Source organism: Blastococcus sp. SYSU DS0619 (assembly GCF_054051035.1).
Genome location: NZ_JBJHAM010000026.1, coordinates 23943 through 48281, shown reverse-complemented (window position 1 = coordinate 48281; position 24339 = coordinate 23943). Strand labels below are relative to the sequence as shown.

At 74.8% G+C, this 24339-nt stretch carries 24 protein-coding genes; 11 read left to right on the top strand and 13 right to left on the bottom strand.

Annotated features, from left to right (window positions below; translation table 11 throughout):
- The first annotated feature begins 321 nt into the window (after positions 1-321).
- Complete coding sequence (locus ACI79T_RS19385) at positions 322-1470, top strand: ScyD/ScyE family protein (protein WP_456611736.1); 1149 nt, start codon at positions 322-324, stop codon at positions 1468-1470.
- Between the two features lie 105 nt (positions 1471-1575).
- Here the strand turns inward: ACI79T_RS19385 and ACI79T_RS19380 are convergent, their stop codons facing one another.
- The 4 genes from ACI79T_RS19380 to ACI79T_RS19365 form a co-directional block, all read right to left on the bottom strand.
- Positions 1576-1854, bottom strand: a complete 279-nt coding sequence (locus ACI79T_RS19380) for a thiamine-binding protein (protein WP_456611735.1) — start codon at positions 1852-1854, stop codon at positions 1576-1578.
- Complete coding sequence (gene dxs / locus ACI79T_RS19375) at positions 1854-3773, bottom strand: 1-deoxy-D-xylulose-5-phosphate synthase (RefSeq protein ID WP_456611734.1); 1920 nt, start codon at positions 3771-3773, stop codon at positions 1854-1856. The genes ACI79T_RS19380 and dxs overlap by 1 nt, the downstream gene beginning before the upstream one ends.
- Positions 3774-3913: 140 nt before the next feature.
- On the bottom strand, positions 3914-4282 hold the full coding sequence (locus ACI79T_RS19370; RefSeq protein WP_456611733.1) for a hypothetical protein: 369 nt from the start codon (positions 4280-4282) through the stop codon (positions 3914-3916).
- Positions 4283-4362: 80 nt separating this feature from the next.
- On the bottom strand, positions 4363-4593 hold the full coding sequence (locus tag ACI79T_RS19365) for a DUF4177 domain-containing protein (protein WP_456611732.1): 231 nt from the start codon (positions 4591-4593) through the stop codon (positions 4363-4365).
- Positions 4594-4739: 146 nt separating this feature from the next.
- Between ACI79T_RS19365 and ACI79T_RS19360 the strand changes: the two genes are divergently transcribed.
- A complete protein-coding gene (locus tag ACI79T_RS19360) occupies positions 4740-5927 on the top strand; it encodes a PP2C family protein-serine/threonine phosphatase (RefSeq protein WP_456611731.1) in 1188 nt (395 codons plus the stop codon).
- Positions 5928-5994: 67 nt separating this feature from the next.
- Here ACI79T_RS19360 and ACI79T_RS19355 read toward each other — a convergent pair whose 3' ends face one another.
- Together ACI79T_RS19355 and ACI79T_RS19350 are read right to left on the bottom strand one after the other, a co-directional pair.
- On the bottom strand, positions 5995-7317 hold the full coding sequence (locus tag ACI79T_RS19355; protein ID WP_456611730.1) for a class I SAM-dependent RNA methyltransferase: 1323 nt from the start codon (positions 7315-7317) through the stop codon (positions 5995-5997).
- Positions 7310-9355 carry an APC family permease gene (locus ACI79T_RS19350; RefSeq protein WP_456611729.1) on the bottom strand — a complete coding sequence of 682 codons (2046 nt, stop codon included), beginning with the start codon at positions 9353-9355 and terminating at the stop codon, positions 7310-7312. Before ACI79T_RS19350 ends, ACI79T_RS19355 begins: the two co-directional genes overlap by 8 nt.
- Before the next feature lie 174 nt (positions 9356-9529).
- On the opposite strand from ACI79T_RS19350, the gene ACI79T_RS19345 reads away from it, so the two are divergent.
- Both ACI79T_RS19345 and ACI79T_RS19340 read left to right on the top strand, forming a co-directional pair.
- Positions 9530-10198: a potassium channel family protein gene (locus tag ACI79T_RS19345; RefSeq protein ID WP_456611728.1), complete on the top strand. Its 669-nt coding sequence runs from the start codon at positions 9530-9532 to the stop codon at positions 10196-10198.
- Positions 10198-10878: a potassium channel family protein gene (locus tag ACI79T_RS19340; protein ID WP_456611727.1), complete on the top strand. Its 681-nt coding sequence runs from the start codon at positions 10198-10200 to the stop codon at positions 10876-10878. The genes ACI79T_RS19345 and ACI79T_RS19340 overlap by 1 nt, the downstream gene beginning before the upstream one ends.
- A gap of 9 nt (positions 10879-10887) precedes the next feature.
- Here ACI79T_RS19340 and ACI79T_RS19335 read toward each other — a convergent pair whose 3' ends face one another.
- From ACI79T_RS19335 to ACI79T_RS19310, 6 genes are all read right to left on the bottom strand, one after another.
- A complete protein-coding gene (locus tag ACI79T_RS19335) occupies positions 10888-11691 on the bottom strand; it encodes a DUF3159 domain-containing protein (RefSeq protein WP_456611726.1) in 804 nt (267 codons plus the stop codon).
- 58 nt (positions 11692-11749) lie between these two features.
- Positions 11750-12127, bottom strand: coding sequence for an OB-fold nucleic acid binding domain-containing protein (locus ACI79T_RS19330; RefSeq protein WP_456611725.1), 378 nt, complete (start codon positions 12125-12127; stop codon positions 11750-11752).
- 64 nt (positions 12128-12191) lie between these two features.
- Entirely contained in the window at positions 12192-12914 is a 723-nt protein-coding gene (locus tag ACI79T_RS19325) for a DUF3710 domain-containing protein (protein WP_456611724.1), read from the bottom strand.
- Between the two features lies 1 nt (position 12915).
- Positions 12916-13422: a dUTP diphosphatase gene (gene dut, locus ACI79T_RS19320; RefSeq protein WP_456611723.1), complete on the bottom strand. Its 507-nt coding sequence runs from the start codon at positions 13420-13422 to the stop codon at positions 12916-12918.
- A 48-nt stretch (positions 13423-13470) separates the two neighbouring features.
- The gene (locus ACI79T_RS19315) at positions 13471-14376 is read right to left on the bottom strand and encodes a hypothetical protein (protein ID WP_456611722.1); all 906 of its coding nucleotides are present in this window, start codon (positions 14374-14376) and stop codon (positions 13471-13473) included.
- Positions 14377-14462: 86 nt separating this feature from the next.
- Positions 14463-14762, bottom strand: a complete 300-nt coding sequence (locus ACI79T_RS19310; protein WP_456568085.1) for a DUF4193 domain-containing protein — start codon at positions 14760-14762, stop codon at positions 14463-14465.
- Between the two features lie 289 nt (positions 14763-15051).
- Here ACI79T_RS19310 and ACI79T_RS19305 point away from each other — a divergent pair, with 289 nt between their 5' ends.
- Together ACI79T_RS19305 and ACI79T_RS19300 are read left to right on the top strand one after the other, a co-directional pair.
- A complete protein-coding gene (locus ACI79T_RS19305) occupies positions 15052-16095 on the top strand; it encodes a phosphotransferase family protein (RefSeq protein WP_456611721.1) in 1044 nt (347 codons plus the stop codon).
- Between the two features lie 118 nt (positions 16096-16213).
- On the top strand, positions 16214-16759 hold the full coding sequence (locus tag ACI79T_RS19300) for a LytR C-terminal domain-containing protein (RefSeq protein ID WP_456611720.1): 546 nt from the start codon (positions 16214-16216) through the stop codon (positions 16757-16759).
- Between the two features lie 15 nt (positions 16760-16774).
- Here the strand turns inward: ACI79T_RS19300 and ACI79T_RS19295 are convergent, their stop codons facing one another.
- Positions 16775-17602, bottom strand: coding sequence for an inositol monophosphatase family protein (locus ACI79T_RS19295; protein ID WP_456611719.1), 828 nt, complete (start codon positions 17600-17602; stop codon positions 16775-16777).
- Between the two features lie 59 nt (positions 17603-17661).
- Here ACI79T_RS19295 and ppgK point away from each other — a divergent pair, with 59 nt between their 5' ends.
- The 5 genes from ppgK to ACI79T_RS19270 all read left to right on the top strand — a co-directional run bounded on the left by ppgK (position 17662) and on the right by ACI79T_RS19270 (position 24225).
- Positions 17662-18405, top strand: coding sequence for a polyphosphate--glucose phosphotransferase (gene ppgK, locus ACI79T_RS19290; protein ID WP_456611718.1), 744 nt, complete (start codon positions 17662-17664; stop codon positions 18403-18405).
- 285 nt (positions 18406-18690) lie between these two features.
- Positions 18691-20025, top strand: a complete 1335-nt coding sequence (locus ACI79T_RS19285; protein WP_456611717.1) for an RNA polymerase sigma factor — start codon at positions 18691-18693, stop codon at positions 20023-20025.
- A gap of 522 nt (positions 20026-20547) precedes the next feature.
- Entirely contained in the window at positions 20548-20772 is a 225-nt protein-coding gene (locus ACI79T_RS19280; RefSeq protein ID WP_456611716.1) for a DUF7455 domain-containing protein, read from the top strand.
- 145 nt (positions 20773-20917) lie between these two features.
- On the top strand, positions 20918-23077 hold the full coding sequence (locus ACI79T_RS19275; RefSeq protein WP_456611715.1) for a VanW family protein: 2160 nt from the start codon (positions 20918-20920) through the stop codon (positions 23075-23077).
- 83 nt (positions 23078-23160) lie between these two features.
- Complete coding sequence (locus ACI79T_RS19270) at positions 23161-24225, top strand: YihY/virulence factor BrkB family protein (protein WP_456611714.1); 1065 nt, start codon at positions 23161-23163, stop codon at positions 24223-24225.
- The last annotated feature ends 114 nt before the right edge of the window (positions 24226-24339 follow it).

Below are 24339 nucleotides of genomic sequence, written 5' to 3'. Positions count from 1 at the left end.
CCCCCCCCCCCCCCCCCCCCCCCCCCCCCCCCCCCCCCCCCCCCCCCCCCCCCCCCCCCCCCCCCCCCCCCCCCCCCCCCCCCCCCCCCCCCCCCCCCCGCACGGTGAGCCAGGACGACGGCCCCGCACCTCGACGACGACGTGCGGGGCCGTCCGCCGTCCTCGCCGACCCGTCCCGCGGAGCGTCGGTGTCGCCGGCGTCGGGGCCCTCCGGCGCGCGACGCGGAAGGATCTTGACGGCCTTCGAGCTCCCCTGCCAGGTTCGGTGCCCTGACCGGGCCGTGCCCGCGGCCCGGGTTCCTGGACTGGGCAGGGGAAACGATGAGACGTCTCGTGTGTACAGCGGTCACCGCCGGACTGGCGGTCACGACGCTGGTGATGAGTCCAGCCGCCGCCGCGCCGCCGCCGGCGGGTCCCGCCGACGCGCGGTGGGCCCCGGTGCCGGTAGCGCGGCAGCTGGACAACCCGCGGCAGCTGGACCTGACCAGCAACGGGATCCTCGTCATCGCGGAGTCCGGCACCGGCGGCGACGACTGCGCCGACGTGGGCGACGAGACGGTGTGCGTCGGCACCACCGGGGCGGTCAGCATCGTGCGGCACCCGGCGAAGGCCCAGGGGGTCACCGCGGAGCGCGTGGTGACCGGCCTGCTGTCCGAGGCCGGGCCGTCCGGCGCCGGCGCGACCGGCAACGACGCGGCGAGCGCCCGCACCCTGGGCCGGATCTACATCGCCAAGGACGTCGACGTCCCGGACGGCATCACGGGGCTGCCGGAGGAGCAGGAAGGCAAGCTGCTGCGCGCGGCGGCGGGACGGCCGGCATCGGTCATCGCCGACATCCGCGCCTTCGAGGCGGCGAACGACCCGGACGGCCAGGGTGTCGAGTCGAATCCGTACGCCGTGCTCGACGTCGGCGACAAGGTGCTCGTCGCCGACGCGGCGGGCAACGCCGTCCTCGCCGTCGACAAGCGCGGCCGGATCAGCGTGTTCGCCGTCCTGCCCACGATCACCGGTGGCGCCTGCGACACCCGGCCCAACCAGGACGGCAGCTACTCCTGCGACCCGGTCCCGACGGCGCTCGGCTTCAGCCGCGACGGGGACATCATCGTGGGCGGCCTCGGGTCGCTGGTCCCCGGCGCGGGCCGGGTCTGGGAGCTCGACCGCCGGACCGGGACGATCCAGCAGACCTGGACCGGCTTCACCGGGGTGACCGGTGCGGCGCAGGACCGGGCGGGCAACCTGTACGTCAGCGAGCTGTTCGGCGGCGCCGACGGGGCCGGTCAGGTGGTGCTGGTGCCGGGGAACGGCGCCCGGGCCACGCTGCCGGCGCCGGCGCCGGCGGGCGTCGTCGCCGACCGGCTCGGCAACGTGTTCGTGGCCGTCAACTCGATGTCCCCCGGCACCGGGACCGGTGCGCCGGACTCCGATGGGCAGGTCTGGCGGCTGACCGAGCGGTCGTTCCCGACGAGCTGACGCCGCAGCCGGGGCCTCGACCCCGTGATGCAGCAGCCCACCTCGCCACACGTCGCGAGGTGGGCTGCTGTCCGGCGAGCAGGAGGCCCCCGGGGGCGACCGGCGTCAGCGGAACTTGGCGGTGAGGCTGTCCATCGTGCGGTTCACCGAGGCGATCTTGACGTGCGAGAGCCCGGCCGAGGCGCCGGCGGCGAGCATCGCCTCGTGCGCGGCCCGCAGCGTGGCCCAGACGACGTCGTCCTCACCCTCGAGGGTCGTGCCGAGCGCCCCCACCTCGTAGCGCAGCCCCGACGCCTGGATGACGGCGATCGCCGCCTCCACGTGCGCGTGCGGGTTCTCCGCGGTGCCGGGCGGGTTCGGCGCGACCTGGATCTCGGCGATCATCAGTGCTGGGCTCCGTCCACAGGGGCGGGGACGCCGGTCTCGGCGCGTTCGCCCAGCACGGCGGTCCACTCGGCGATGCGCCGCGCCACGTCCTGCTCGGTGAGCCCGACGTCGGCCAGCACCTGGCCCCGGCTGCCGTGGTCGAAGAACCGCTGCGGCAGCCCGACGGTGCGCACCGGCACGTCGGCCTCCCGGTCCTGCAGCGCCTGGGTCAGCGTGGTGCCCACTCCCCCGGCGCGGCCGCCGTCCTCGACCGTGACGACCAGCCGGTGGCCGGCGGCCAGCTCGGCCAGCTGGTCGGACACCGGCAGCACCCAGCGCGGGTCGACGACGGTGACCTCGATGCCGTGGTCGGCGGCGCGCTCGGCCACGGCCAGGCACATCGGCACCATCGACCCGACGGCGACCAGCAGCACCTCCGGCCGCTCGCCGCGGCGCAGCACGTCGACCGGGCCGCGCCGCTCCAGCGCCGGGAGGTCCGGCGGGAGGACGCCCTTGGGGAAGCGAACGACCGACGGGGCATCGGAGATGTCGACCGCCTCGCGGAGCGCCTCGCGGAGGGTGGCTTCGTCGCGCGGCGCGGCGACGTGAACGCCGGGGACCACCGACAGGATCGACATGTCCCACATGCCGTTGTGCGAGGCGCCGTCGTCACCGGTGACCCCGGCACGGTCGAGCACGACGGTGACCGGCTGACGGTGCAGCGCGACGTCCATCAGCAGCTGGTCGAACGCACGGTTGAGGAAGGTGGAGTAGACCGCGACGACCGGGTGCATGCCGGCCATGGCCAGCCCGGCGGCGGAGGTGAGCGCGTGCTGCTCGGCGATGCCGACGTCGAAGGTGCGCTCGGGGAAGCGCTCGGCGAACGGCGCCAGACCCGTCGGGTGCAGCATCGCCGCGGTGATGGCGACGACGTCGGGCCGCTCGGCACCGACCCGCACCAGCTCGTCGGCGAAGGCGTCCGTCCAGGGCCGGCCGGTCTTGCGGGCGCTGGTCCCGCTGTCGGGGTCGAAGACCCCCGTGGCGTGCCAGGCGTCGATCTGGTCGGTCTCGGCCGGCGGGTAGCCGAAGCCCTTGGTGGTGACGGCGTGCACGATCACCGGGCCGCCGAAGGAGCGGGCCCGGCGCAGCGCGGACTCCATGACCTCGACGTCGTGGCCGTCGACCGGGCCGACGTACTTCAGGCCGAGGTCCTCGAACATGCCCTGCGGCGACAGGACGTCCTTGAGCCCCTTCTTGATGGCGTGCAGCGCGTCGTAGAGGGCCGAGCCGACGACCGGTGCCCGGTGCAGCGCCTGGCGCACCTGCAGCAGGGCGTTCTCGTACCCGGGCCGCAGCCGCAGGGTGGCCAGCGCGTCGGCCACCCCGCCGATCGTCGGTGAGTAGGAGCGGCCGTTGTCGTTGACCACGATGACCACCGGGCGGTCCTGAGCGGCGGCGATGTTGTTCAGCGCCTCCCAGGCCATGCCGCCGGTGAGGGCGCCGTCACCGATCACGGCGACGACGGGGCGGGAGTCCCCGCGGACGGCGAACGCCTTCGCCAGCCCGTCGGCGTAGGACAGCGACGTGGAGGCGTGGCTGTTCTCCACCCAGTCGTGCTCGCTCTCGGCGCGGCTGGGGTAGCCCGAGAGGCCGCCGCGCTGGCGCAGCCGCTCGAACCCGTCGACGCGCCCGGTGAGCATCTTGTGCACGTAGGACTGGTGCCCGGTGTCGAAGACGATCGGCTCGCGCGGGGAGTCGAACACCCGGTGCAGCGCGATGGTCAGCTCGACGCAGCCGAGGTTGGGCCCCAGGTGCCCGCCGGTACGGGCGACGCTGGTGACCAGCGCATCGCGGATCTCCGCCGCGAGGGCGGGCAGCTGGTCGGGGGTCAGGGCCCGGAGGTCCTCGGGACCCCGGAGCGATCGCAGGAGCGGCACGGCTCGCGGTGTCCTCTCGGTCGGGCGGCAGCTGCTCGGCAGCCGCCGACCCACTGTAACTGCGCTTTCCCCGCTCTTCCGGTCGAGCGGGATCCGCGGATGCAGGTCACAGCGCCCGCCCCGCTCCCGCGGCGCTCCGCTCACAGGCGCGGGACCCACCGCTCGCCCCGCAGCGCGCCACCGACCACCTCGACACCGCGGGCGGCGGCGGCCAGCCGCGCACCCTCCCGCTCGTAGGCCACCATCGCCGCCTCGATGGCATCGGGCGGGAGGTGGTCGGCCAGCTCCACGCGCACCGTGCGCCACCCGGCGCGGGCGGCCTCGAGTCCGGCGGCGACGTGGTCGGCGGCGAAGCGGGCGAGCAGCACCGGGTACCGGCGGAGCACCTCGTGCGCGCGGTAGTCCGGTGGCACGAGGTCGAACAGCCAGGCGACGGCGGTGCGCTCCCAGTCGGGCGCCCCCGGCGGGCGCACCTCCCCCGGCCAGCCCGGCGGCACCGTCGCGTCCACGACACCAGTCTGCCGCACGCGTCGAACAGGCGTTCGACGGCGTGCCGGGCGGGCGGCTCAGCCCGCGAGGCAGCCGCCCGTCAGGAACCGACCTGCCGCTTGAGCCAGAACTGCTCGAACCCCCAGGTCCCGGCGCCGCTGGAGTGGTAGCTGACCAGCTCCCACCCCTCGGCACCGAGCTTGTTGAGGACCGAGCTGGTGTCGCCCTGCTGCCGTTCCGACGCGCCGCCGGGGAGCTTGATGCTCACTCCGGCTCGCTCCGACTCGGCGTCGTTGGCGGTGATGACCGAGGCGTATTCCCACGTGGGCACCCCCAGACGGTAGCCGAGGCGCTCCGCGGCCCCTGTCGTCGACACCGCGTCACCGCCGGCGACCAGGGCATCTGCCCGCTGTGCCGGTGGTCACGTCGGCGCTCTCCGGGGGTGTGGTCGCGCCGACGACCTGAGATCGTCTGGCGGTGACAGACCAGGATCCGCTGCAGGCCTTCCTCGAGGACGTCCACCTCCTGGCGCCCGATCGGCTGGCCGCGACCGTCAGCGCCCGCGCCCGGCAGCTCGGGTGCAGCGAGGCCGTCGTCTACCTCAGCGACTACGAGCAGCTGCTGCTGCAGCCGGTGCGGGGCGAAGGCGTGCCCCTGCGGCAGGAGCTGAGCGTCGACGGGTCCTTCGGCGGGCGGGCGTTCCGCCGGGTCGAGGTGCTGTCCTCGCCCGTGGGACCGCGGTCCACGCGCCTGTGGGTGCCCCTGCTGAACGGGGTGGAGCGGCTCGGCGTCATCGAGCTGCTCGTCCCGGATCTCACGCCGGAGCGGGAACGGCGGCTGCGGGCGTTCGTCTCGCTGGTCAGCGAGGTGTTCGTGGTCAGCGACCAGTACACCGACATCTTCGCCCAGCTGCGCCGGCGCAGGACGCTCAGCCTGGCCGCCGAGATCCAGTGGGACCTGCTGCCCCCGCTCACCTTCGGCTCCGACCGCGTGGTCGTCTCCGGCGCGCTCGAGCCGGCCTACGACATCGGCGGGGACACCTTCGACTACGCCGTCAACGGCCCGCTGGTCGACCTGATGGTGCTCGACGCCGTGGGTCACGGGCTCCCTGCCGCGCTGCTGTCCGCCGCGGCCGTCGGCGCCTACCGCCACGCGCGCCGGAACATGTGGGACCTCCCGGAGGTGTCCGCCGCGATGAACGAGGTGATCGCCGGCCAGTTCAGCGACAGCCGGTTCGCCACCGCCGCGATCGCCCGCCTGCACCTGGACACCGGCCAGCTGCGCTGGGTCAACGCCGGCCACCCCGACCCGATCGTCGTCCGGGGTGACGCGCTGCTCGACCTCGGGCCCTGCAAGCCGCACCCCCCGCTCGGGCTGCAGGTGCGCAAGCCCGACGTGTGCGAGACCCAGCTGCACCCGGGCGACCGGGTCATCCTCTACACCGACGGGGTCGTCGAGGCCCGATCGCCGGAGGGGGACTTCTTCGGCGAGGACCGCCTGGCGGACTTCATCCACCGGGCCGCCGCGGACGGCGACTCGGCGCCGGAGACCCTGCGGCGGCTGATGCGCCGGGTGCTCAGCCACCAGTCCGACCACCTCCAGGACGACGCGAGCATCGTCCTGCTGGAGTGGCGGACCGGCGACGAGCGCCGGCTGCTGGTCTGACCCGACCGGCCCGCCGGGCGGAGGTGGTCACGGCTCGCACCGACCGTGCCGTGACCCGCCTGCCCGCCTAGGACGACGCCGGGACCAGCAGCGCCACGCACTCCACGTGCGCGGTCATCGGGAAGGCGTCGAACCCGCGGACGGCGGCGAGCCGGTACCCGGCCTCGGCGAAGGCGGCGACGTCCCGGCCGAGAGCCGCCGGATCGCAGGCCACGTAGACGACGGCGCGCGCCCCGGTGCCGGCCAGCAGCCGGCTCACCGCCCGCCCGGCACCGGCCCGCGGCGGATCGAGGACGACGACGTCGGGCGGCGTACCGAGCTCGGCGAGCAGCTCCTCGAGCCCCTCGGCGTCCACCTCGCCCTGCCACACCTCGGCCTGCGGCAGGTGGGCCAGGTTGGCGTCGGCCGCCGCGCACGCACCGGGGTCGGACTCCACGCACACCACCCGGCCGTCCTCGCCGGCGGCGGGGGCGAGCGCGCCGCCGAACAGGCCGGCACCGGCGTACAGGTCCAGCACGGTCTCGCCGGCCCCCACCGCGGCGTACGAGGCGACCGCCGTGACCAGCGCGTCGGCCGCGGCCGGGTGCACCTGCCAGAAGCCGGTGCCCTCGACCTCCCAGTCCCGGCCCCCCGCCCGCCGCTCGGCGCGACCGGCCGGCTCGCGGGGCAGCTCCTCCCCCGCCTGCAGCACCTCGGTCTGCTGGGGGCGACCGCGCCGGTCCAGCCGGGTGGTCGTGACCGCGCCGGTGGCGTCGATGGCGACGTCCACCGCGCCCGTGCCCGCCCAGCGGCGGGACAGCACCGCGGAGGCGGCCGGCTCGACGGTGATCGGGCAGTCGTCGAGCACCACCACGTCGTGGGAGCGGTGCCGTCGCAGGCCCGCGGCCCCGGTGCGGTCGACGGCGAACCGTGCCCGGGAGCGCCAGCGCAGCGCACCGCCGGGCAGCTCCTCGACGACCAGACCGGTCACGACCGGGTCGTCGGCGGCGACCCTGCCCAGCCGCACCAGCTGCTCGCGGACCACCGCCGCCTTGAGCCGGTGCTGCTCCGCCGGGTCGACGTGCTGCCAGTCGCAGCCACCGCACCTCCCCGGCCCGCTGTAGGGGCAGGGCCGCTCGACCCGGCCGGGTGCCGCGGTCAGCACGTCGACGGCGTCGGCCCGGCAGAAGCCGGGGTGCCGGTCCTCGGTGACCCGCACCCGGACCCGCTCCCCCGGCAGCGTGTGCCGGACGAACACCACCCGGCCCTCGTGCCGGGCCACGCAGTGCCCGCCGTGCGCGACCGGGCCCACCTCGACCTCGAACTCCCGCCCGGTCCAGCCGCCGCCGCGGTCCTCCCGCGGGGGTGCCGGGCGGCCCGCACGACGGCCGGGACGACGTCGGTCAGCCATACGGCGTCGCGTCCAGCTCGTCGTCGGTGTACCCGCGGCGCAGGTCACCGGGCGCGGGGCCGCCGCGGCGCCCGTCGGCCTCCTCGAGCCCGGCCGTGCTCGCCAGCAGCCACGGCACGGTCGTGATCATGACGCCGGGCTGGAACTGGAGCCGGGCGCGCAGGCGCAGGGCGCTCTGGTTGTGCAGGACGTTCTCCCACCAGTGGCCGACGACGTACTGCGGCACGAAGACCACCACCAGCTCCCGCGGGCTGTCCCGGCGGATGCCCTTCACGTAGTCGAGCACCGGGCGGGTGATCTCCCGGTACGGCGACTCCAGCACGGTGAGCGGCACGGGGATGTCGTACCGCTCCCAGTCGCCCCGCAGCGCACGGGTCTCGGCGTCGTCGACGTTGACCGTCAGGGCGGTGAGCGCGTCGGGGCGGGTGGCCCGGGCGAAGGCGAGCGCGCGCAGCGTCGGCTTGTGCACCTTGGAGACGAGGACGACGGCGTGCACCTTGCTCGGCAGGGTGCGCGCGTCGGTGTCGGGCTCCAGCTGCACCGACACGTTCGAGTAGTGCCGGTTGATCCCCCGCATGAGCACGAACAGCACCGGCATCGCCAGCAGCACCAGCCAGGCGCCGTGGGTGAACTTCGTGATCACGATGATCACCAGCACCACGCTGGTGAGCGAGCCGCCGACGGTGTTGATGATCTGCGAGCGGCGCATCCGGGCCCGGGCCGCGGCGTCGGGAGCGCTCTTCATCTCCCGGTTCCAGTGCCGCACCATGCCCCACTGGCCGATGGTGAAGCTGGTGAAGACGCCGATGATGTACAGCTGGATGAGCCGCGAGACGTCGGCGTCGAAGAAGACGATCAGCACGGCGGCGAAGCCGGCCAGCAGCAGGATGCCGTTGCTGTAGACCAGCTTGTCGCCCCGGGTGTGCAGCTGGCGGGGCAGGAACCGGTCCTGGGCCAGCACCGATCCCAGCAGCGGGAAGCCGTTGAACGCGGTGTTGGCGGCGAGGATGAGCACCAGCGCCGTCGCGGCCTGGATGTAGAAGAAGCCCACCGACGTGTCGCCGCCGAACGTGGCCGCGGCCAGCTGCGCGATGACGGTGCGCTGCGGATCGGTCTCGCAGTTCCCGGCGAAGCCGACGAGGTCGCAGGTGAACTCGGTGTACTTGACGTCCGCCAGCAGGGCCAGCGCCGTCACGCCGGCGAACATCGTGGCCGCGATGCCGCCCATGAGCGCGAGCGTGGTCGCCGCGTTCCGGCTCTTGGGCGGCCGGAACGCCGGTACGCCGTTGGCGATCGCCTCCACCCCGGTGAGCGCGGTGCAGCCGGAGGCGAAGGCCCGCAGCGCGAAGAACACCAGCGCCAGGCCCGCCATCGAGGTGTAGCCGGGTTCGGGCAGGACCTCGTAGCCGGCGCTCTCGGCGGCGATGCCCTCGTCGGTGAAGAAGTAGCGGACCAGCCCCGTCACGATCATCACGAGGATGCCGCTGATGAACAGGTAGGTCGGCGCCGCGAAGGCCCGGCCCGACTCCCGGACCCCGCGCAGGTTGATCGCCGCCAGCAGCGCGACCAGCCCCAGCGCGATGGGCACGCGGTAGGCGTTCAGCGACGGGAACGCGGAGATGATGTTGTCGGTGCCGGCCGAGACCGACACGGCCACGGTGAGCACGTAGTCGACCAGCAGGGCGCTGGCCACCACGAGCCCGGCGAACTGGCCGTGGTTCTTCATCGCGACCTCGTAGTCGCCGCCGCCGGAGGGGTAGGCGTGCACCACCTGCCGGTAGGACAGCACCACCGTGATCAGCAGCACGACCACCATCGCGGCCAGCCACGGGGCCAGGTACAGGAACGCGGTACCGGCCAGGGTGAGGATGATCAGGATCTCCTGGGTGGCATAGGCCACGGAGGAGAGCGGGTCGCTGGCGAAGATCGGCAGCGCGAGGCGCTTGGGCAGCAGCGACTCGCCCGCCCGGTCGCTGCGCACCGGGCGGCCGAGGACGAGACGTTTCGGGAGTTGTCCGAGGTCGGACAGGGTCGGCACGGCGCGATGGTACGGACGCCCGGGGCCCGCGCGCGGGTGACTCGGCGCACGCCCGCCCCGTCCGGGGGAACCGCCCCGCCTGCGGGCTCGGGCACCTCGCGCGGGTGTAGCTTCGCGGCCGGGAATGCGCGGGCGGACGGCGCCGGCGCCACCGGGACATGCGGGGAGTGACACGTGCACGTGGTCGTGATGGGCTGCGGCCGCGTCGGCTCGGCGATCGCCCGGCGCCTGGAGCAGATCGGGCACAGCGTGGCCGTGATCGACCAGGACCCCGAGTCGTTCCGGCGGCTGGGCCCCGACTTCACCGGCCGCCAGATCAAGGGCCTGGGCTTCGACCGGCAGACGCTGCTGGACGCCGGCATCGACTCCGCCGGCGCGTTCGCCGCGGTGAGCAGCGGCGACAACTCCAACATCATCTCCGCCCGGGTCGCGCGGGAGACCTTCGGCGTGCAGCACGTCGTGGCCCGCATCTACGACTCCAAGCGGGCCGAGGTCTACGAGCGGATGGGGATCCCCAGCGTCGCGACCGTCCCGTGGACGGTGAACCGCCTGCTCCGCGAGCTGCTGTCGGTGAAGGTCAGCGAGCTGTGGCGCGAACCCACGGGCAAGGTGCTGCTCGTGCGGGTCACCGTCACCGAGGGCTGGGTGGGGCGCAAGCTCGCCGCCCTCGAGGCGGCCACCGGGGCCCGGGCGGCCTGGCTGGTCCGCTTCGGCGAGGCCCAGCTGCCCACGCCCGCCACGGTGCTGCAGGACGGCGACCAGCTCATCGTCGCCGTCACCGACGAGCTGACCGCGCGCGTGCACGAGGTCGTCGAGCGCGGCCCCCGGGACGGTGAGCACTGATGCGCGTCGCGATCGTCGGGGCCGGCGCGGTCGGCCGGTCCATCGCCGGGGAGCTCCTGGGTTACGGCCACACCGTCATGCTCATCGAGAAGGACGGCCGCAAGGTGCGCACCCGGTCGGTGCCGGGCGCGGAGTGGGTGCAGGCCGACGCCTGCGAGGTCTCCTCGCTCGAGGAGGCGCAGCTGGCCACCTGCGACGTCGTCGTCGCCGCGACCGGTGACGACAAGGCCAACCTGGTCGTCTCCCTGCTGGCCAAGACGGAGTTCGCCGTCAACCGCGTGGTGGCCCGCGTCAAGGACCCGCGCAACGAGTGGCTCTACACCGAGGCCTGGGGCGTCGACGTCGCCGTCTCCACGCCACGGGTGCTCGCCGCGCTGGTCGAGGAGGCGGTGAGCGTGGGCGACGTCGTCCGGCTCATGAGCTTCCGCAAGGGGGCGGCGAACCTCGTCGAGATCACCCTCGGCGACGACACCTCGTGGGTGGGGCACGCGCTTCGGGACGTCCCGCTCCCCCGCGAGACCGTGCTGACCGCCATCCTCCGCGGCGACCGGGTCGTGACGCCGTCACCGGACGAGCCGCTCGAGTCCGGCGACGAGCTGCTGTTCGTGTCGCACGGCGACACCGAGGAGGAGCTGCAGCAGGTCTTCGCGCCCGCCGGGCCCGGCGGCGCCGAGGGCTGACCGACCCCGTCAGCCGGGGTCGACCTCCGGCGGTCCGGGCGCGCGGTGGCGGTGCATGCGGGCGACCACCCACAGCGTCACGACGAGCACGACGGCGGTCAGGGGCAGGCCCAGGACGACCGACGCGGTGCCCAGCAGCTCGACCTCGTCGGCGCGGTAGAGCACCCACTGCACGCCGGCGCGCAGCAGGAACGAGGCGGCCCAGAGCACGGTCAGCCACGAGTAGGCGCGCAGCAGCCGGGGATCGTGCCGCCAGTGCAGCTCCGGCGCCTCGGGGACGGGCGGGGCCGCCGCGACCGGCTCGGAGACGGCGGACGGCGTCGCGCGCCGGTTCCACGGCATCGAGTGGGCGGCCATCGACCCGAGGTGGCTGGGCGCGAGGAACTCCGCGACCACGCCGACGAGCGGCCACCGGAACGGGATGGAACCGAGCAGCACCACGCCGACCGCCAGGCTGCGCACGATGCCGAGCACGAAGAAGTCCCGCGCCTGCCCGGTGTTCGCGGCGATGGCGACCGCGATCCCGACGGCGAAGAGCCCGCCGATCGCCTGCTGCACGCTCTCCCGGCGCGTCAGCCGCAGGACGAAGACGACGACCGCCGCGGCCACCGCCGCCCAGATCCCGGTGCGCAGCCCGCCGATGCCGTTGGCCACCACGAAGGCGACGGTGGGCAGCGTGGCGTCGACCATGCCGCGCCAGCCACCCAGCTGCGCCAGCATCTGGTCCCGGTCGAACAGCGACACCGGCGCGTCGGCACCGGCGTCGGCCGGGCGCCCCTGCTCGCCGTCGGCCGGCGGACCTGCTGCGGTCACCCTCGTCCCCCTCGTCCGCCGAGCTCGGCACGTGCCCGCGGCGGCTGCCCGCCGTCGGTCATCCGGCGCTGAGCTCGTACCAGGGGTTGTAGATGACCTGGCGGCCGTCGAAGGCGGCGAACCGGCCGCGGGCGGTCAGCGTGCGGCCGGGCTCGATGCCCGCGATGCGCCGCCGGCCCAGCCAGACCAGCGTCACCGAGCCCGAGCCGTCGAACAGCTCCGCCTCCAGCGTCGGCACCGTCTCCCGGGGCGTGTAGACGACGGACTTCAGCCGCCCGGTCACCGTGACCACCGCGCCCTTGCGGCAGGAGCTGACCGACTCGCAGCCGGCGCTGGCCGACCCGGCCCGCAGCTCCTGGGCGTCGATGGTGTGGTCGTCGGCGGTGAGTCGCTGCAACGTGCGCGACCACCAGCCCGCCGGTCGGGTCTCCGTCACGGTCCCAGCGTAGTGCGGGCGGGACGGCACGGGGTCAGGCACAGGTGTTCGCTGCGTCGCGTCGTCAGGCCGGCCCGGCGGCGGGGCCGCCGACGGGCGGCGGCGTGCCCTGGGACGCCTGCTGCGCGGCGAGCTGCGCGGCCGCCTGCGGGGGCAGGGCGAGCGGCAGCGGCTCGCGCACCGGCATGGGCTCGGCGCCCCGGACGACGACGATGCCGCGGAACGCCGTCTCCAGCGCCTCGGCCTCGGCCTCGGCACCGGCGGCCGCGGAACCGCTGAGCAGCCCCCGCAGGAACCAGCGCGGGCCGTCGACGCCGAGGAAGCGGGCCGGCCGGCGCACCGCCGGCTGCGGGGGCTGCCCGGGCTGGGGCGGCGGCGCGGCGACGACCGTGCCGGCCAGCTCGATGCCGAACGGGCCCTCGACCTCGCGCAGCGACGCGCCCTGCCCCGAGGCGGTGCGGGCCAGCTCGCCCCGGACGTCGTCCCAGATGCCGGCCGCCCGGAGGGCGGCGAACGCGGCGACCTGGAGCAGCGAGCTGCCGTGGCGCAGGGTCGCGCCGATCACCTTCTGCTGCTGGTTGAGCTCCACCCGCAGGTCCATGCCCGGCAGCGCCGGGAGCCGGATCGCCCCCAGGTCGATGCGGGTCAGCCCGTCGTCGGGGGCGTCCGCCTCGTCCCAGGGCCCCGTCGTCTCCTCGACGTCCCGGATCCGCTGCTGGGGCTCCGGGGGGACGCCCCGCTCGCGCAGGCTGCGGTCGATGCGATTGCGCCGTCGTCCGAACGGCATGTCAGTTCCGCCCCTCGAGTGCTGATGGATCGGAGGACCCGGGCGCCGCGGCCCGGTACCCGCCGGTGGAGCCGTGCCCGCCCGCGCCACGGTCGCTGGCGGGCAGCTCGCGCACCGCCACGAACCGGGCCCGGGCCACCGGCTGCACCACGAGCTGGGCGATGCGGTCCCCGCGGGAGAGCCGCACCGGCGTCACCGGGTCCAGGTTGATGAGGTTGACCATGATCTCGCCCCGGTACCCCGCGTCGATCGTCCCCGGCGCGTTGACCATGCTGAGGCCGAGCCGGTGCGCCAGCCCCGAGCGGGGGTGCACGAAGCCCGCGTACCCCTCGGGGATCGCGACCGCCACCCCGGTGCCGACGAGCCGGCGCTGGAAGGGGGCCAGCTCGACGTCCTCGGCCGCGGTGAGGTCGGCCCCGGCGTCGCCGGGCAGCGCGTAGCGCGGCAGGGCACCGTCGGGCGCGGTCAGCAGGACGGGGACGTCCGGCTCGGCGGAGGGCTCGGGCACGACGGCGACCCTAGCCGCGCGGCGGCCACCGGTGCGCACGGCCGCCGGTCAGCTGCCGGCCGTGCCGCCGTCCGTCGGCGGTGGGCTGCCCAGATCGTCCAGGATCCGGCGGGCCAGGGTCTCGGTCGCCCGGCGGTTGACCCGTCCGGCGAGCGCCGCACCGACCAGCAGCGGCGCGGCCGTGGGCACCGCGCGGGCCAGCCGGCGGGTCATCCGCCGCCGGAGGGCGCGCACCCCCGCCGTCCCCAGGAGGGAGCCCAGCCCGGCCGGCCCGGGGCCGGCGACGGCGCGCTGCTCGGACCAGCTGCGGAGGTAGGCCTGCGCCCGCTCGGCGGCGTCGCCGGGGGCCGGCCGGCCGTGGAGCTCGTGCAGCTCGCCGATGAGCACGACCTCGACGGCGGCGACGAGCACCGTCTCCGCGCCCAGCTCCAGCGGGACGGCGAGCAGCGACGGCGGGGCGAACCAGTGCGCGGCGGACAACCCACCGGTGGCGGCACCGATGCCGGACGTGATGCGGGCGCTGCGCTCGACGAGCGCCTCGGCGATGTCGGCGTCCGACGCGCCGGGGTGGGCCGCGCGCAGCCGTGCCCGGTCCCGGATCGGCAGCCGGGGCACCGCGGTGGCGAGCAGGTCACCGAGCAGGGCGCCGGGGTTTCGGCCGTCACCGGGGGCGGAGCGGTCGCCGGTGTCGGCGCTCGACGCCTGCCCGGTGGCCGACGGGCCGGTGCTGCCGAAGGCGCCGACCACCGCTCCCGCGACGGCGCCCACGACGTCCCGGAGGCCGCCGCCCGCGGTCCGGTCGGCGCCGGCCCCGGTCAGTCCGGCGACGGCGTCCGCGACGGCCCGGCCGGCCCGGGTCAGCGGTCCCTCCTCCGCCGGCGTCCCCGCCGGTGCGGGCACCGGGCGCGGGGGCGGGACGTCACGTGGCGCGCCGGTACGCGACTGCTCGGTCATCGGTCCCCCTGGTGACGGGATGGAACGGCCCCCGTGCAGGGTCCCGCCGCGAGCTGGCGAGCGGCGGGGGGCACGGGGGTCCTTCTTCAGGCGCAGTCGCGGCAGAAGCCCTGGTCGCCACGGGTGGCGGCCAGGCGGCTGCGGTGCTGCACCAGGAAGCAGCGCGAGCAGGTGAACTCGTCCTCCTGCTTGGGCAGGACGCGGACCGTCAGCTCCTCGTTCGAGAGGTCGGCGCCGGGCAGCTCGAGGTTCTCGTTGAAGTCCGTCTCGTCGACGTCGACCGACGAGGACTGGGCCTCGGCCCGCCGCGCCTTGAGCTCCTCGAGCGAGTCCTCCCCGAGCTCGTCGGTCTCGTTGCGGCGCGGGGCGTCGTAGTCGGTGGCCATGGGGTGTGCCCCTCCTCCGGGGTTGTCGCGGGCGACGTGCCCGCTCGTCTGACGTGACGCGGGGTGCGCGCCGTCGTCCTTGGCCGATCGCCGGTGGGCGACCGGTGGGTCGGGTGTGGGGGCAGCCCGGTGGTGCGGCGCCCTTCCCCTCCGCCGGCTCCTCCTGACGTCGGGGCCGGCAGCCCGCCAACGCCGCACGGTCCCGATTTGTGCCCGCCTCGGCGGAGGTGACACATCGGGCCCGGGAACGGGAGGGCGGCTGCGGAGCGCCAGAGGTTACCCTGCGCCGGTGGCGACTCCCCCGGGTGCTGATCCAGCCGTCGTAGGGCCGTACCTGGCCACCACGTTCGGGGACGAACGATGGCTCTCGGTACGCATCGAGCTCATCGCGGCGGGCATGTCCAACCTCACCTACGTGGTGAGCCCGGAGGGCAGCCCGGCCGACGCCGTGATCCTCCGGCGGCCGCCCACCGGCGCGGTCCTGGCCACTGCGCACGACATGGCGCGCGAGCACCGGGTCATCTCGGCCCTGGGCCCCACGCCGGTGCCGGTGCCCCGCACCCTGCACCTGTGCACCGACACCGAGGTGCTCGGTGCGCCCTTCTACGTGATGGAGCGGGTCGTCGGCGTGCACGCCGCCCGCGAGCTGCCCGCCGGCTACGCCGAGACCCCCGAGCAGCGGCGTGCGATCGGCGACGCCCTGGTCGACACGCTCGGCGCGCTGCACGCCGTGGACCCGGCGGCCGTCGGGCTGGCCGACTTCGGCCGGCCCGAGGGCTTCCTCGCCCGGCAGGTGCGCCGCTGGACGACCCAGTGGGAGGCCACCCGCGACCGCCCGCGCCCGGGGCTGGACGCGCTGGCCGCCCGCCTGGCCGAGACGGTGCCGGCCACCCAGCGGCCGGGGATCACCCACGGCGACTACCGCCTGGACAACTGTCTGCTCGACCCGGGCACGCCCGGCCGCATCGCCGCGGTGCTGGACTGGGAGATGTCCACGCTCGGCGACCCGCTCACCGATCTCGGGATGATGCTCGTCTACTGGCCGGAGGCCGGCGAGGACCGCCCGTCCTCGCAGAGCACGGTCACGGCGCTGCCCGGCTTCCCGACCCGTCGCGAGGTCGCCGAGCGCTACGCGGCGGGGACCGGAACCGACCTCTCCGACCTCAACTGGTACGTGGCCTTCGGGTTCTTCAAGTTCGCCGCGATCATCGCCGGCATCGTGGCCCGGTCCGCCGCCGGCGCCATGGCCGGCAAGGACACCAGCGGGTACGCCGACCGGATCGACCCCTGCGTGGCGCTGGGACGCGCCGCGCTGGACGACGATGCGATCTAGTGCGGCTCCACGCCCCTAAGCTCAACCGACAGTTGTCCGCACCAGGACGCTGGCTCCGCCGGCCCCCCGAGGGCCGGTCGGCGCCGCTCCTGCCGGGTCCTCGCCGAGGAGCATCACCGTGACCGAGCGCACCGTCCGCCCTCCGGTGCGCCCGCGCAGTGGCCGTCGCCCGCTCCCGCCGCTGATCTTCCTGCTCGTGCTGGCCCTGGCGGCCGGCGCGGTGTGGTGGACGGTCGTGCGGCAGGACCGCGAGCGGCAGGCCGCGGAGGCGGCCGCCTGCGAGACGGCGGAGGACGCACCGCCCTCGCTGGACCCCGCGACCGTGTCGGTGCGCATCTACAACTCGACCGACGAGGCCGGCCTGGCCCAGCGGGTCGCCGACGAGTTCGGCGCCCGCGGGTTCACCGTCAGCGAGATCGCCAACGACCCCACCGACCGGGTGGTCGAGGGCGTCGGCGAGGTGCGGTACGGCGCCCCCGGCGCCGACGCCGCGCGCTTCCTGACCGTCTTCCTGCCCGGGTCCACCACCTACCGGGACGTCCGGGCCGACGCCGTCGTCGACCTGGTGCTCGGCCCGGAGTTCGTCTTCCCGGACAGCCTGGCCACCCCCGAGCAGGTGACCGAGACCCTGGCGGGCGCGGAAGACGCCGCCGCCGACTGCTGACGGAGGCGCACCGCCTCAGCGGTGCAGCTCGGCCACCAGGTCGAGGAACGGCTCCGCCACCGTCGGCGCGACGGCGACCACCATCGGCTCGCCCACCGGAGTCCCCATCCCGGTCACGACCGCACCGGCCTCGGAGGCCACCAGCGCGCCGGCGGCGTGGTCCCACGGGTTCAGGTCCAGCTCGTAGTAGGCGTCGACCCGGCCGGCGGCCACCGCGCACAGGTCGAGGGCCGCGCTGCCGAACCGCCGGATGTCGCGCACCCGTGGGAGCAGCCGGGCCACGACCGCCCCCTGGGCCCGGCGCTGCTCCACCCGGTAGCCGAAGCCCGTCGCCACCAGCGTGCGGTCCAGCGACTCCGGGCGGTTGACCGCCAGCCGCCGCACGGGGCGACCGGGCGCCTCCAGCCACGCCCCACCGCCCGTCGTCGCCGTGAACAGCTCCCCGGTCGCGACGTTGAGCACCACGCCGGCGCGCACGACGCCGTCGACCTCGGCGGCGATCGAGATCGCGTATGCGGGCACGTCGTAGAGGAAGTTGACCGTTCCGTCGATCGGGTCGACGATCCAGCGCACCCCGCTGGTGCCCTCGCGGGCGGCGCCCTCCTCCCCCAGCACCCCGTCGTCGGGACGGCCGGCCAGCAGGCGCCGCACCAGCAGCTCCTCGCTGGCCGCGTCCACCGCCGTCACGACGTCGACAGGGCTGGACTTGGTCGTGACGTGCTCGGCCGCCGTGTCCCGGCCCCGGGCCACCAGCACGGCCGCCTCGCGGGCCGCCGCCACGGCGAGATCGAGCAGCGCGGCGGGCTCGGGGGCGGGCGCGGCACCGGTCCGGGGAGAGGCCATGACCGCGATCCTGCCGCAGTGGTGTCCGGGTCGGTGGCGCCCCTCACTAACCTGTCGGCGTGCAGGGCTTCGGAGTGGACATCGGCGGCAGCGGTATCAAGGGATGCCTGGTCGACCTGGACGAGGGGCGACTCGTCGGCGAACGGCTGCGCATCGAGACGCCGCAGCCGTCGCTGCCCGAGCCCGTCTACGACGTCGTGGCGCAGATCGTGGGCGCCTTCGGGTGGGCCGGACGGGTGGGCGTCACGTTCCCGGGGGTGATGAAGTCCGGGGTGGCGCACACGGCGGCCAACGTCGAGAAGAGCTGGATCGGCACCGATGTCGACGCCGGGCTCTCCCAGCGCATCCCGGGCTCGGTCGAGACGCTGAACGACGCCGACGCCGCCGGCATCGCCGAGATGCGCTACGGCGCGGGCCGCGACCGCCGTGGCGTGGTGCTCATGCTCACGTTCGGCACCGGGATCGGCAGCGCGCTGTTCGTCGACGGGCAGCTGGTGCCCAACACGGAGTTCGGGCACATCCAGGTCGACGGCGAGGACGGCGAACGGCGGGCCTCCGCCGCCGCCCGCGAGCGCGAGGAACTGACCTACCCCCAGTGGGCGAAGCGCGTCGACCGGTACCTGGACGTCCTGGAGGCAGGGCTCTGGCCGGACCTGATCATCGTGGGCGGTGGGGTGAGCAAGAAGGCGCACAAGTGGGTGCCGCTGCTCTCCACCCGCACCCCGGTGGTGCCGGCCGAGTTGCAGAACGACGCCGGCATCGTCGGGGCCGCGCTGGCCGCGGCCGAGCACCTGGAGCCCTGACCTGCCCGAGCCCGTCGTGGCCGGCCTCACCCTCCCGGGGCGACCGCTCCGCCCCGTCGGAGCGAGGACCTCGGATCCGAGGCGCTGGTTTCGCCCGGGCACGTCGTTACAATGGTGAAGCCCCAGCCCGCCGCCCTTCAGCCGGGAGGGATCCCCCGCCCCGTCCGTGGCCAAACGCCGCGCCGGTCCGCCGGGTCCTCACCCCCTCCAGAGCGCAGGCCGGTGCCGCTGCCCGCGGACCACACGGTCCCCCGGGGAACGAACCCAGCACGGGAAGGAACCTGAGTGCCCGCCGATCAGCCAGCACCGGAAGCAGCCGTAGCGAGCACCTCGCCCGCCAGGACGGTCGCAGCCGGTACCCGTGCCAGCGCCAGGAAGACGGCCGCTGAGCCGGCGGCCGCACGGAAGCGCGCGCCCGCCAAGGCCGGCGCCAAGAGCCGCACCAAGCCGGCGATCAGCCCGTCCCCGGGCACCGGCGAGGGCGCCGTGCTGACCGCGGTGGCCACCGAGGGCGGCGCCGTCGCGGTCGTCGACGCCGGCTCCGAGGGCCTCAAGCTCGACGAGACGGTCGTCACCGGCAAGGACGGCGTCGAGGTCGCCGCCGAGGAGGAGACCGCCGAGGGCGGCACCGACTTCGAGTGGGACGAGGAGGAGGAGTCCGAGGCGCTGCGGCAGGCCCGCAAGGACGCCGAGCTCACCGCGTCGGCCGACTCCGTCCGCGCCTACCTCAAGCAGATCGGCAAGGTCGCGCTCCTCAACGCCGAGGAGGAGGTCGACCTCGCCAAGCGCATCGAGGCCGGGCTCTACGGCTCCGAGCGCCTCCGCCAGGTCGAGGAGGAGGGCCAGAAGCTGTCGCCGCAGATGCGCCGCGACCTCAACTGGATCGTCCGCGACGGCGAGCGCGCCAAGAACCACCTGCTCGAGGCCAACCTGCGCCTGGTGGTCTCCCTCGCCAAGCGCTACACCGGCCGCGGCATGGCGTTCCTGGACCTGATCCAGGAGGGCAACCTCGGTCTGATCCGCGCGGTCGAGAAGTTCGACTACACCAAGGGCTACAAGTTCTCGACCTACGCGACGTGGTGGATCCGCCAGGCCATCACCCGCGCCATGGCCGACCAGGCCCGCACCATCCGCATCCCGGTGCACATGGTCGAGGTCATCAACAAGCTCGGCCGCATCCAGCGCGAGCTGCTCCAGGACCTGGGCCGCGAGCCCACGCCGGAGGAGCTGGCCAAGGAGATGGACATCACCCCGGACAAGGTGCTGGAGATCCAGCAGTACGCCCGGGAGCCGATCAGCCTCGACCAGACCATCGGTGACGAGGGCGACAGCCAGCTCGGTGACTTCATCGAGGACTCCGAGGCCGTGGTGGCGGTCGACGCGGTGAGCTTCACGCTGATGCAGGACCAGCTGACCAGCGTGCTGCAGACCCTCTCCGAGCGGGAGGCCGGCGTCGTCCGGCTGCGGTTCGGCCTCACCGACGGCCAGCCGCGCACCCTCGACGAGATCGGTCAGGTCTACGGCGTGACCCGCGAGCGGATCCGCCAGATCGAGTCCAAGACCATGTCGAAGCTGCGGCACCCCAGCCGCTCGCAGGTCCTCCGCGACTACCTCGACTGAGCAGGACGCCCCGACGAGGGCCCGGTGTGCGCAGGCACACCGGGCCCTTGGTCGTCGTGGTGGCGACCACCGCGGTCGCGCCGAGTGGGGCCCGGAGAGTTCCGCGCAGGCGCGAATCAACGGCTCCACACGGCCGGGGACGGCTCCTGGCCGCGGTGCGGTCCGGAGGACCGCAGTGTCATGGCCCCCCTCGCCCGGAGGAGTTCCGGTGCGGGCGCGACCGGTGTACGGCCACATGTGTCGGGTAGACGGCGTAGCGTGGGTCCGGTCAGAACAGCAGCGGACCCACGGTCGGCCCGGTCCACCACCGAGCCGGCAGATCACCACCAGCACGTGCACCACCAGTTCCACCCCAGTGACGTCCCCTGCTGGACCCGCTCCACCCACGCCCGGTGTGTTACGGACTCATCTCTTTCGGCGAGTCCGGGATGAACCGGGCGGGAACGGGAATCCGAGGGGCCATCCTGGCGCTGTGCAGGAGGCCGATCCGCAGCCGCGGGTCCGTGCGGTAGAGAGCGAGTGATGACCCAGATGACCCAGACGCTGACGACGACCCCCGCCGCCGACGACCTGGTCGTGCCCTTCCACTGCGACCGTTGTGGCGCCCTGGCCAAGGTCCGTGTCGTGCTCGCCAGCGGTAGCGACCTCGTGTTCTGCGGGCACCACGCCCGGGAGTACGAGAGCAAGCTCCGTGACATCGCTGTCGACATCATCGACACAGAGGGCGACCAGCACGTAACTGCCTGATGGAGGGGATATCGTCGCGCCCGCGATGATGACCGCCTCACCCGACGACGCCGCCGCGTCCTCCGTCCCGCCCCGTGCGGGCGGAGGGCCGGCGGCTCCGTCGTCTCCGGGGACCCCCGGTCGGCGGCGACCGGAGGAACCCCCCATGTCCCAGCAGTCCCCTGCGCACGACGAGACCGTGCGCATGCACCCCGAGGGCGCCGAGGGGCGCCCGGAGCCGGCGGGCTCCTCGCCGGCGTTCGGGGAGCAACCCGACGACACCCGCCCGGTGAGCCGGGAGTGGCTGCGGTCCACACCCGAGCCGTCCACGGACGAGCCGGCCGCCGAGCCCGGCCCCGTCGACGAGCACGCCGCCGACGACGCCGACGGGACGCAGCGCATCGACCTCTCGGCCGGGCCCCCCGCACCGGCGGACGCCGGCCAGGCCACGAGCACCGCCGTCGTCCCGCCCGTCGGCGGGGACGACCCCGAAGGGCCCGCCGGTCCCCCGCCGGGCGACGAGCCCCCCGCAGCCGGTCCCCGTGGCCCGTGGTGGCGTCGTCGTGCCGCGCTGGTCCCGGCCGGCGTCCTCGTGCTGCTCGCCGGCGCCTACGGGGCCGACCTGCTGGTGTCCTCCGGCGACATGCCCCGCAACACGGTCGTGGCCGGCGTCGACGTCGGTGGTCTCTCGCCCGCCTCGGCGGCCCAGCGGCTCGAGGAGCAGCTCGCCCCCCGGGTGGTCGCCGACCACACCGTGGAGGCCGCCGACGTCACGGCGACCCTCTCCCCCGCCACCGCGGGCATCACCCTCGACGTCCCCCGCACCGTGGACGCCGCCGAGGAGCAGCCCCTCAACCCGTGGACCCGCCTGGTCACCCTCTTCTCCGACCGCGAGGTGGAGCCGGTCATCACCGGCGAGGAGACCGCGCTGCAGGCGCAGATCGAGGGCATCGCCGCGCAGGTCGACCGGGCCCCCCAGGACGCCACGATCACCGTCGAGGGCACCACGCCGTCGGTGGTGGAGCCGCTGGACGGCCGAGCGCTGGACCGCGACGGCGCCGCCGACGCCATCACCGACGCGCTCGCCTCCGGCGGCGACCCGAGCACGCCGATCGAGCTGCCCGTCGAGGTCAACCCGGTGTCCGTCGACGCCGAGGAGGCCGAGCGCGTCCTCGAGGAGACGGTCGTCCCCGCCCTGTCGGCGCCCGTGCAGGTCGTCAGCCAGGACGGGGGCACCTCCGCCGAGGTGCCGGTCGACGCGATCGCCGCCGCCCTCACCTTCACCCCGGCCGACGACGGCGAGCTCGTCGTCGGGCTGGACCCCGTGGCGCTCCAGGAGGCCCTCGGCGACGGGCTCGGCGCCTTCGGCACGCCGGCGCAGGATGCGCGGTTCGAGGTGTCCGGCGGCGCGGTGAGCGTCGTGCCCTCGGTCGACGGGACCGGCATCGCCCCGGCGCGGCTGGTCGAGCAGCTGCTGCCCGTGCTGACCGACGACGCGCCGCGGACGGTGACCGCCGAGCTGGGGCCCGTGCCGGCCGACTTCACCACCGAGGAGGCCGAGGCGCTGGGCATCCGCGAGGAGATCTCCAGCTTCACCACCCAGATCGGCAACGCCGCCAGCGGCGAGAACATCCGGGTGGTGGCCCAGGAGGTCGACGGCGCGGTGATCATGCCGGGCGAGACGTTCAGCCTGAACGGCTTCACCGGCCCGCGCGGGGTGGCCCAGGGCTACGTGGAGGCCGGCGTCATCAACAACGGCGAGTTCACCACCGCCGTCGGCGGCGGCATCAGCCAGTTCGCCACGACGATGTTCAACGCCGTCTTCTTCGCCGGGCTCGAGGACGTCTTCCACAAGCCGCACAGCTACTACATCAGCCGCTACCCGGCCGGCCGCGAGGCGACGGTCTACTACGACTCGATCGACCTGAAGTGGCGCAACGACGGCGACACCGGGGTCTACGTCGACACGGCCTGGACGCCCAGCTCGCTCACCGTGACCTTCTACGGGACGCCGCGCTACGAGATCCAGTCGGTCAGCAGCGACCGGTACAACCTGCGCCAGCCCGTCGTGCAGGACAAGCCGGACAGCCCGACCTGCGAGCCGCAGGCGGGATCCGTCGGCTTCGACATCACGGTGACCCGGATCTTCCGCGACCTGGCGACCGGCGCGGAGCTGCGGCGGGAGCCGTTCCAGACCCGCTACGCGGCCGAGCCGATCATCAACTGCGTCCCGGCCGAGCCGGCGCCCCCCGCGCCCGAGGGCACCACCCCCGGCAGCGCACCGACGCCGGGCGGCCGGCGGCCCAGGCGGGCACGGGCGGCCTGACGCCGTCGGCCGAGCCGGCCGGGGAGCACCCGCCCACCGGCACCGCACCGGTCGGGGACGGCGGTCGCGTGCACACTGTGCAGGTGAGCGCCGTCCTGCCCAGCAACTCGCCCGCCCGGGCCGGGGCGGACGAGCCGACGGCGGCCGCCCCCGCCACGGGCGGCGGCGCGACCCGGGCGGACGCCCCGAAACCCTCCCGGCTGCGCCGCTGGCCGGGGTTCCTCCGGGTGCCCCTGCAGGTGCTCGGGCGGACGCTCGCCAAGGCCTGGCAGGACCGCATCCTCGGCCTGTCGGCGGAGGCGGCGTTCTGGCAGATCCTCTCGGTGCCCCCGCTGCTCATCGGGCTGCTGGGTTCGCTGGGCTACCTGGGCGACCTGATCGGCGGCGAGGCCGTCGCGATGATCGAGGACCAGCTCCTCGACGCCTCCTCGCAGGTCCTCACCGACGGCGTCGTCGACGACCTGGTGCGCCCCACGCTGGCCGACATCCTCGGATCGGGCCGGCTGGAGGTGGTCAGCCTCGGCTTCCTGGTCTCGCTGTGGGCCGGCTCCTCGGCGACGGCGACCTTCATGAACACCATCGTCATCGCCTACGACCAGCGGGACGTGCGCGGGCCGGTCCGCACCCGGCTCAAGGCGCTGTGGCTGTTCGTCGTCGGCCTGCTGCTGGCCGTGCTCATGCTGCCGCTCCTGGTGCTGGGCCGGGGCACCCTCGCGGCCCTCGTACCGCCGGACTGGCGGGACACCGCGGTCATGCTCATCAACGCGGTCTACTGGCCGCTCGTGGTCATCGGGCTGCTGCTGGCGCTCACCAGCTTCTTCCACGTGATCCTGCCGAACCGGCTGCCGTGGCGGCGGCAGCTGCCCGGCGCGCTGCTCAGCCTCGTCTTCTTCCTGCTGGCCGCGCTGGCGCTGCGCGCCTACATCGGCGACTTCCTCACCACGGCGCTCCCCTACGGGGCGCTCGCGGCACCGATCGGCGCGCTGCTGTTCTGCTTCTTCTTCGGCATGGCCGTGCTGCTCGGCGCGGAGCTCAACGCCACGATCCAGTCCCGGTGGCCGGCACCCCTCAGCCGGCACGACCGGCGACGCCGGGCCCGCCGCCAGGCCAAGCTGGACGAGGAGGCCCGGCGACTGGGCATGCGATGACACTGCGGTCCTCCGGACCGCACCGCGGGCACGTGCCGTCCCCCGCTGCGCTGAGCGCGTCCGTCGTCCCTGGGCGGACCCCTCCGGGGCCCACTCGGGACGACCAGGCGGGGG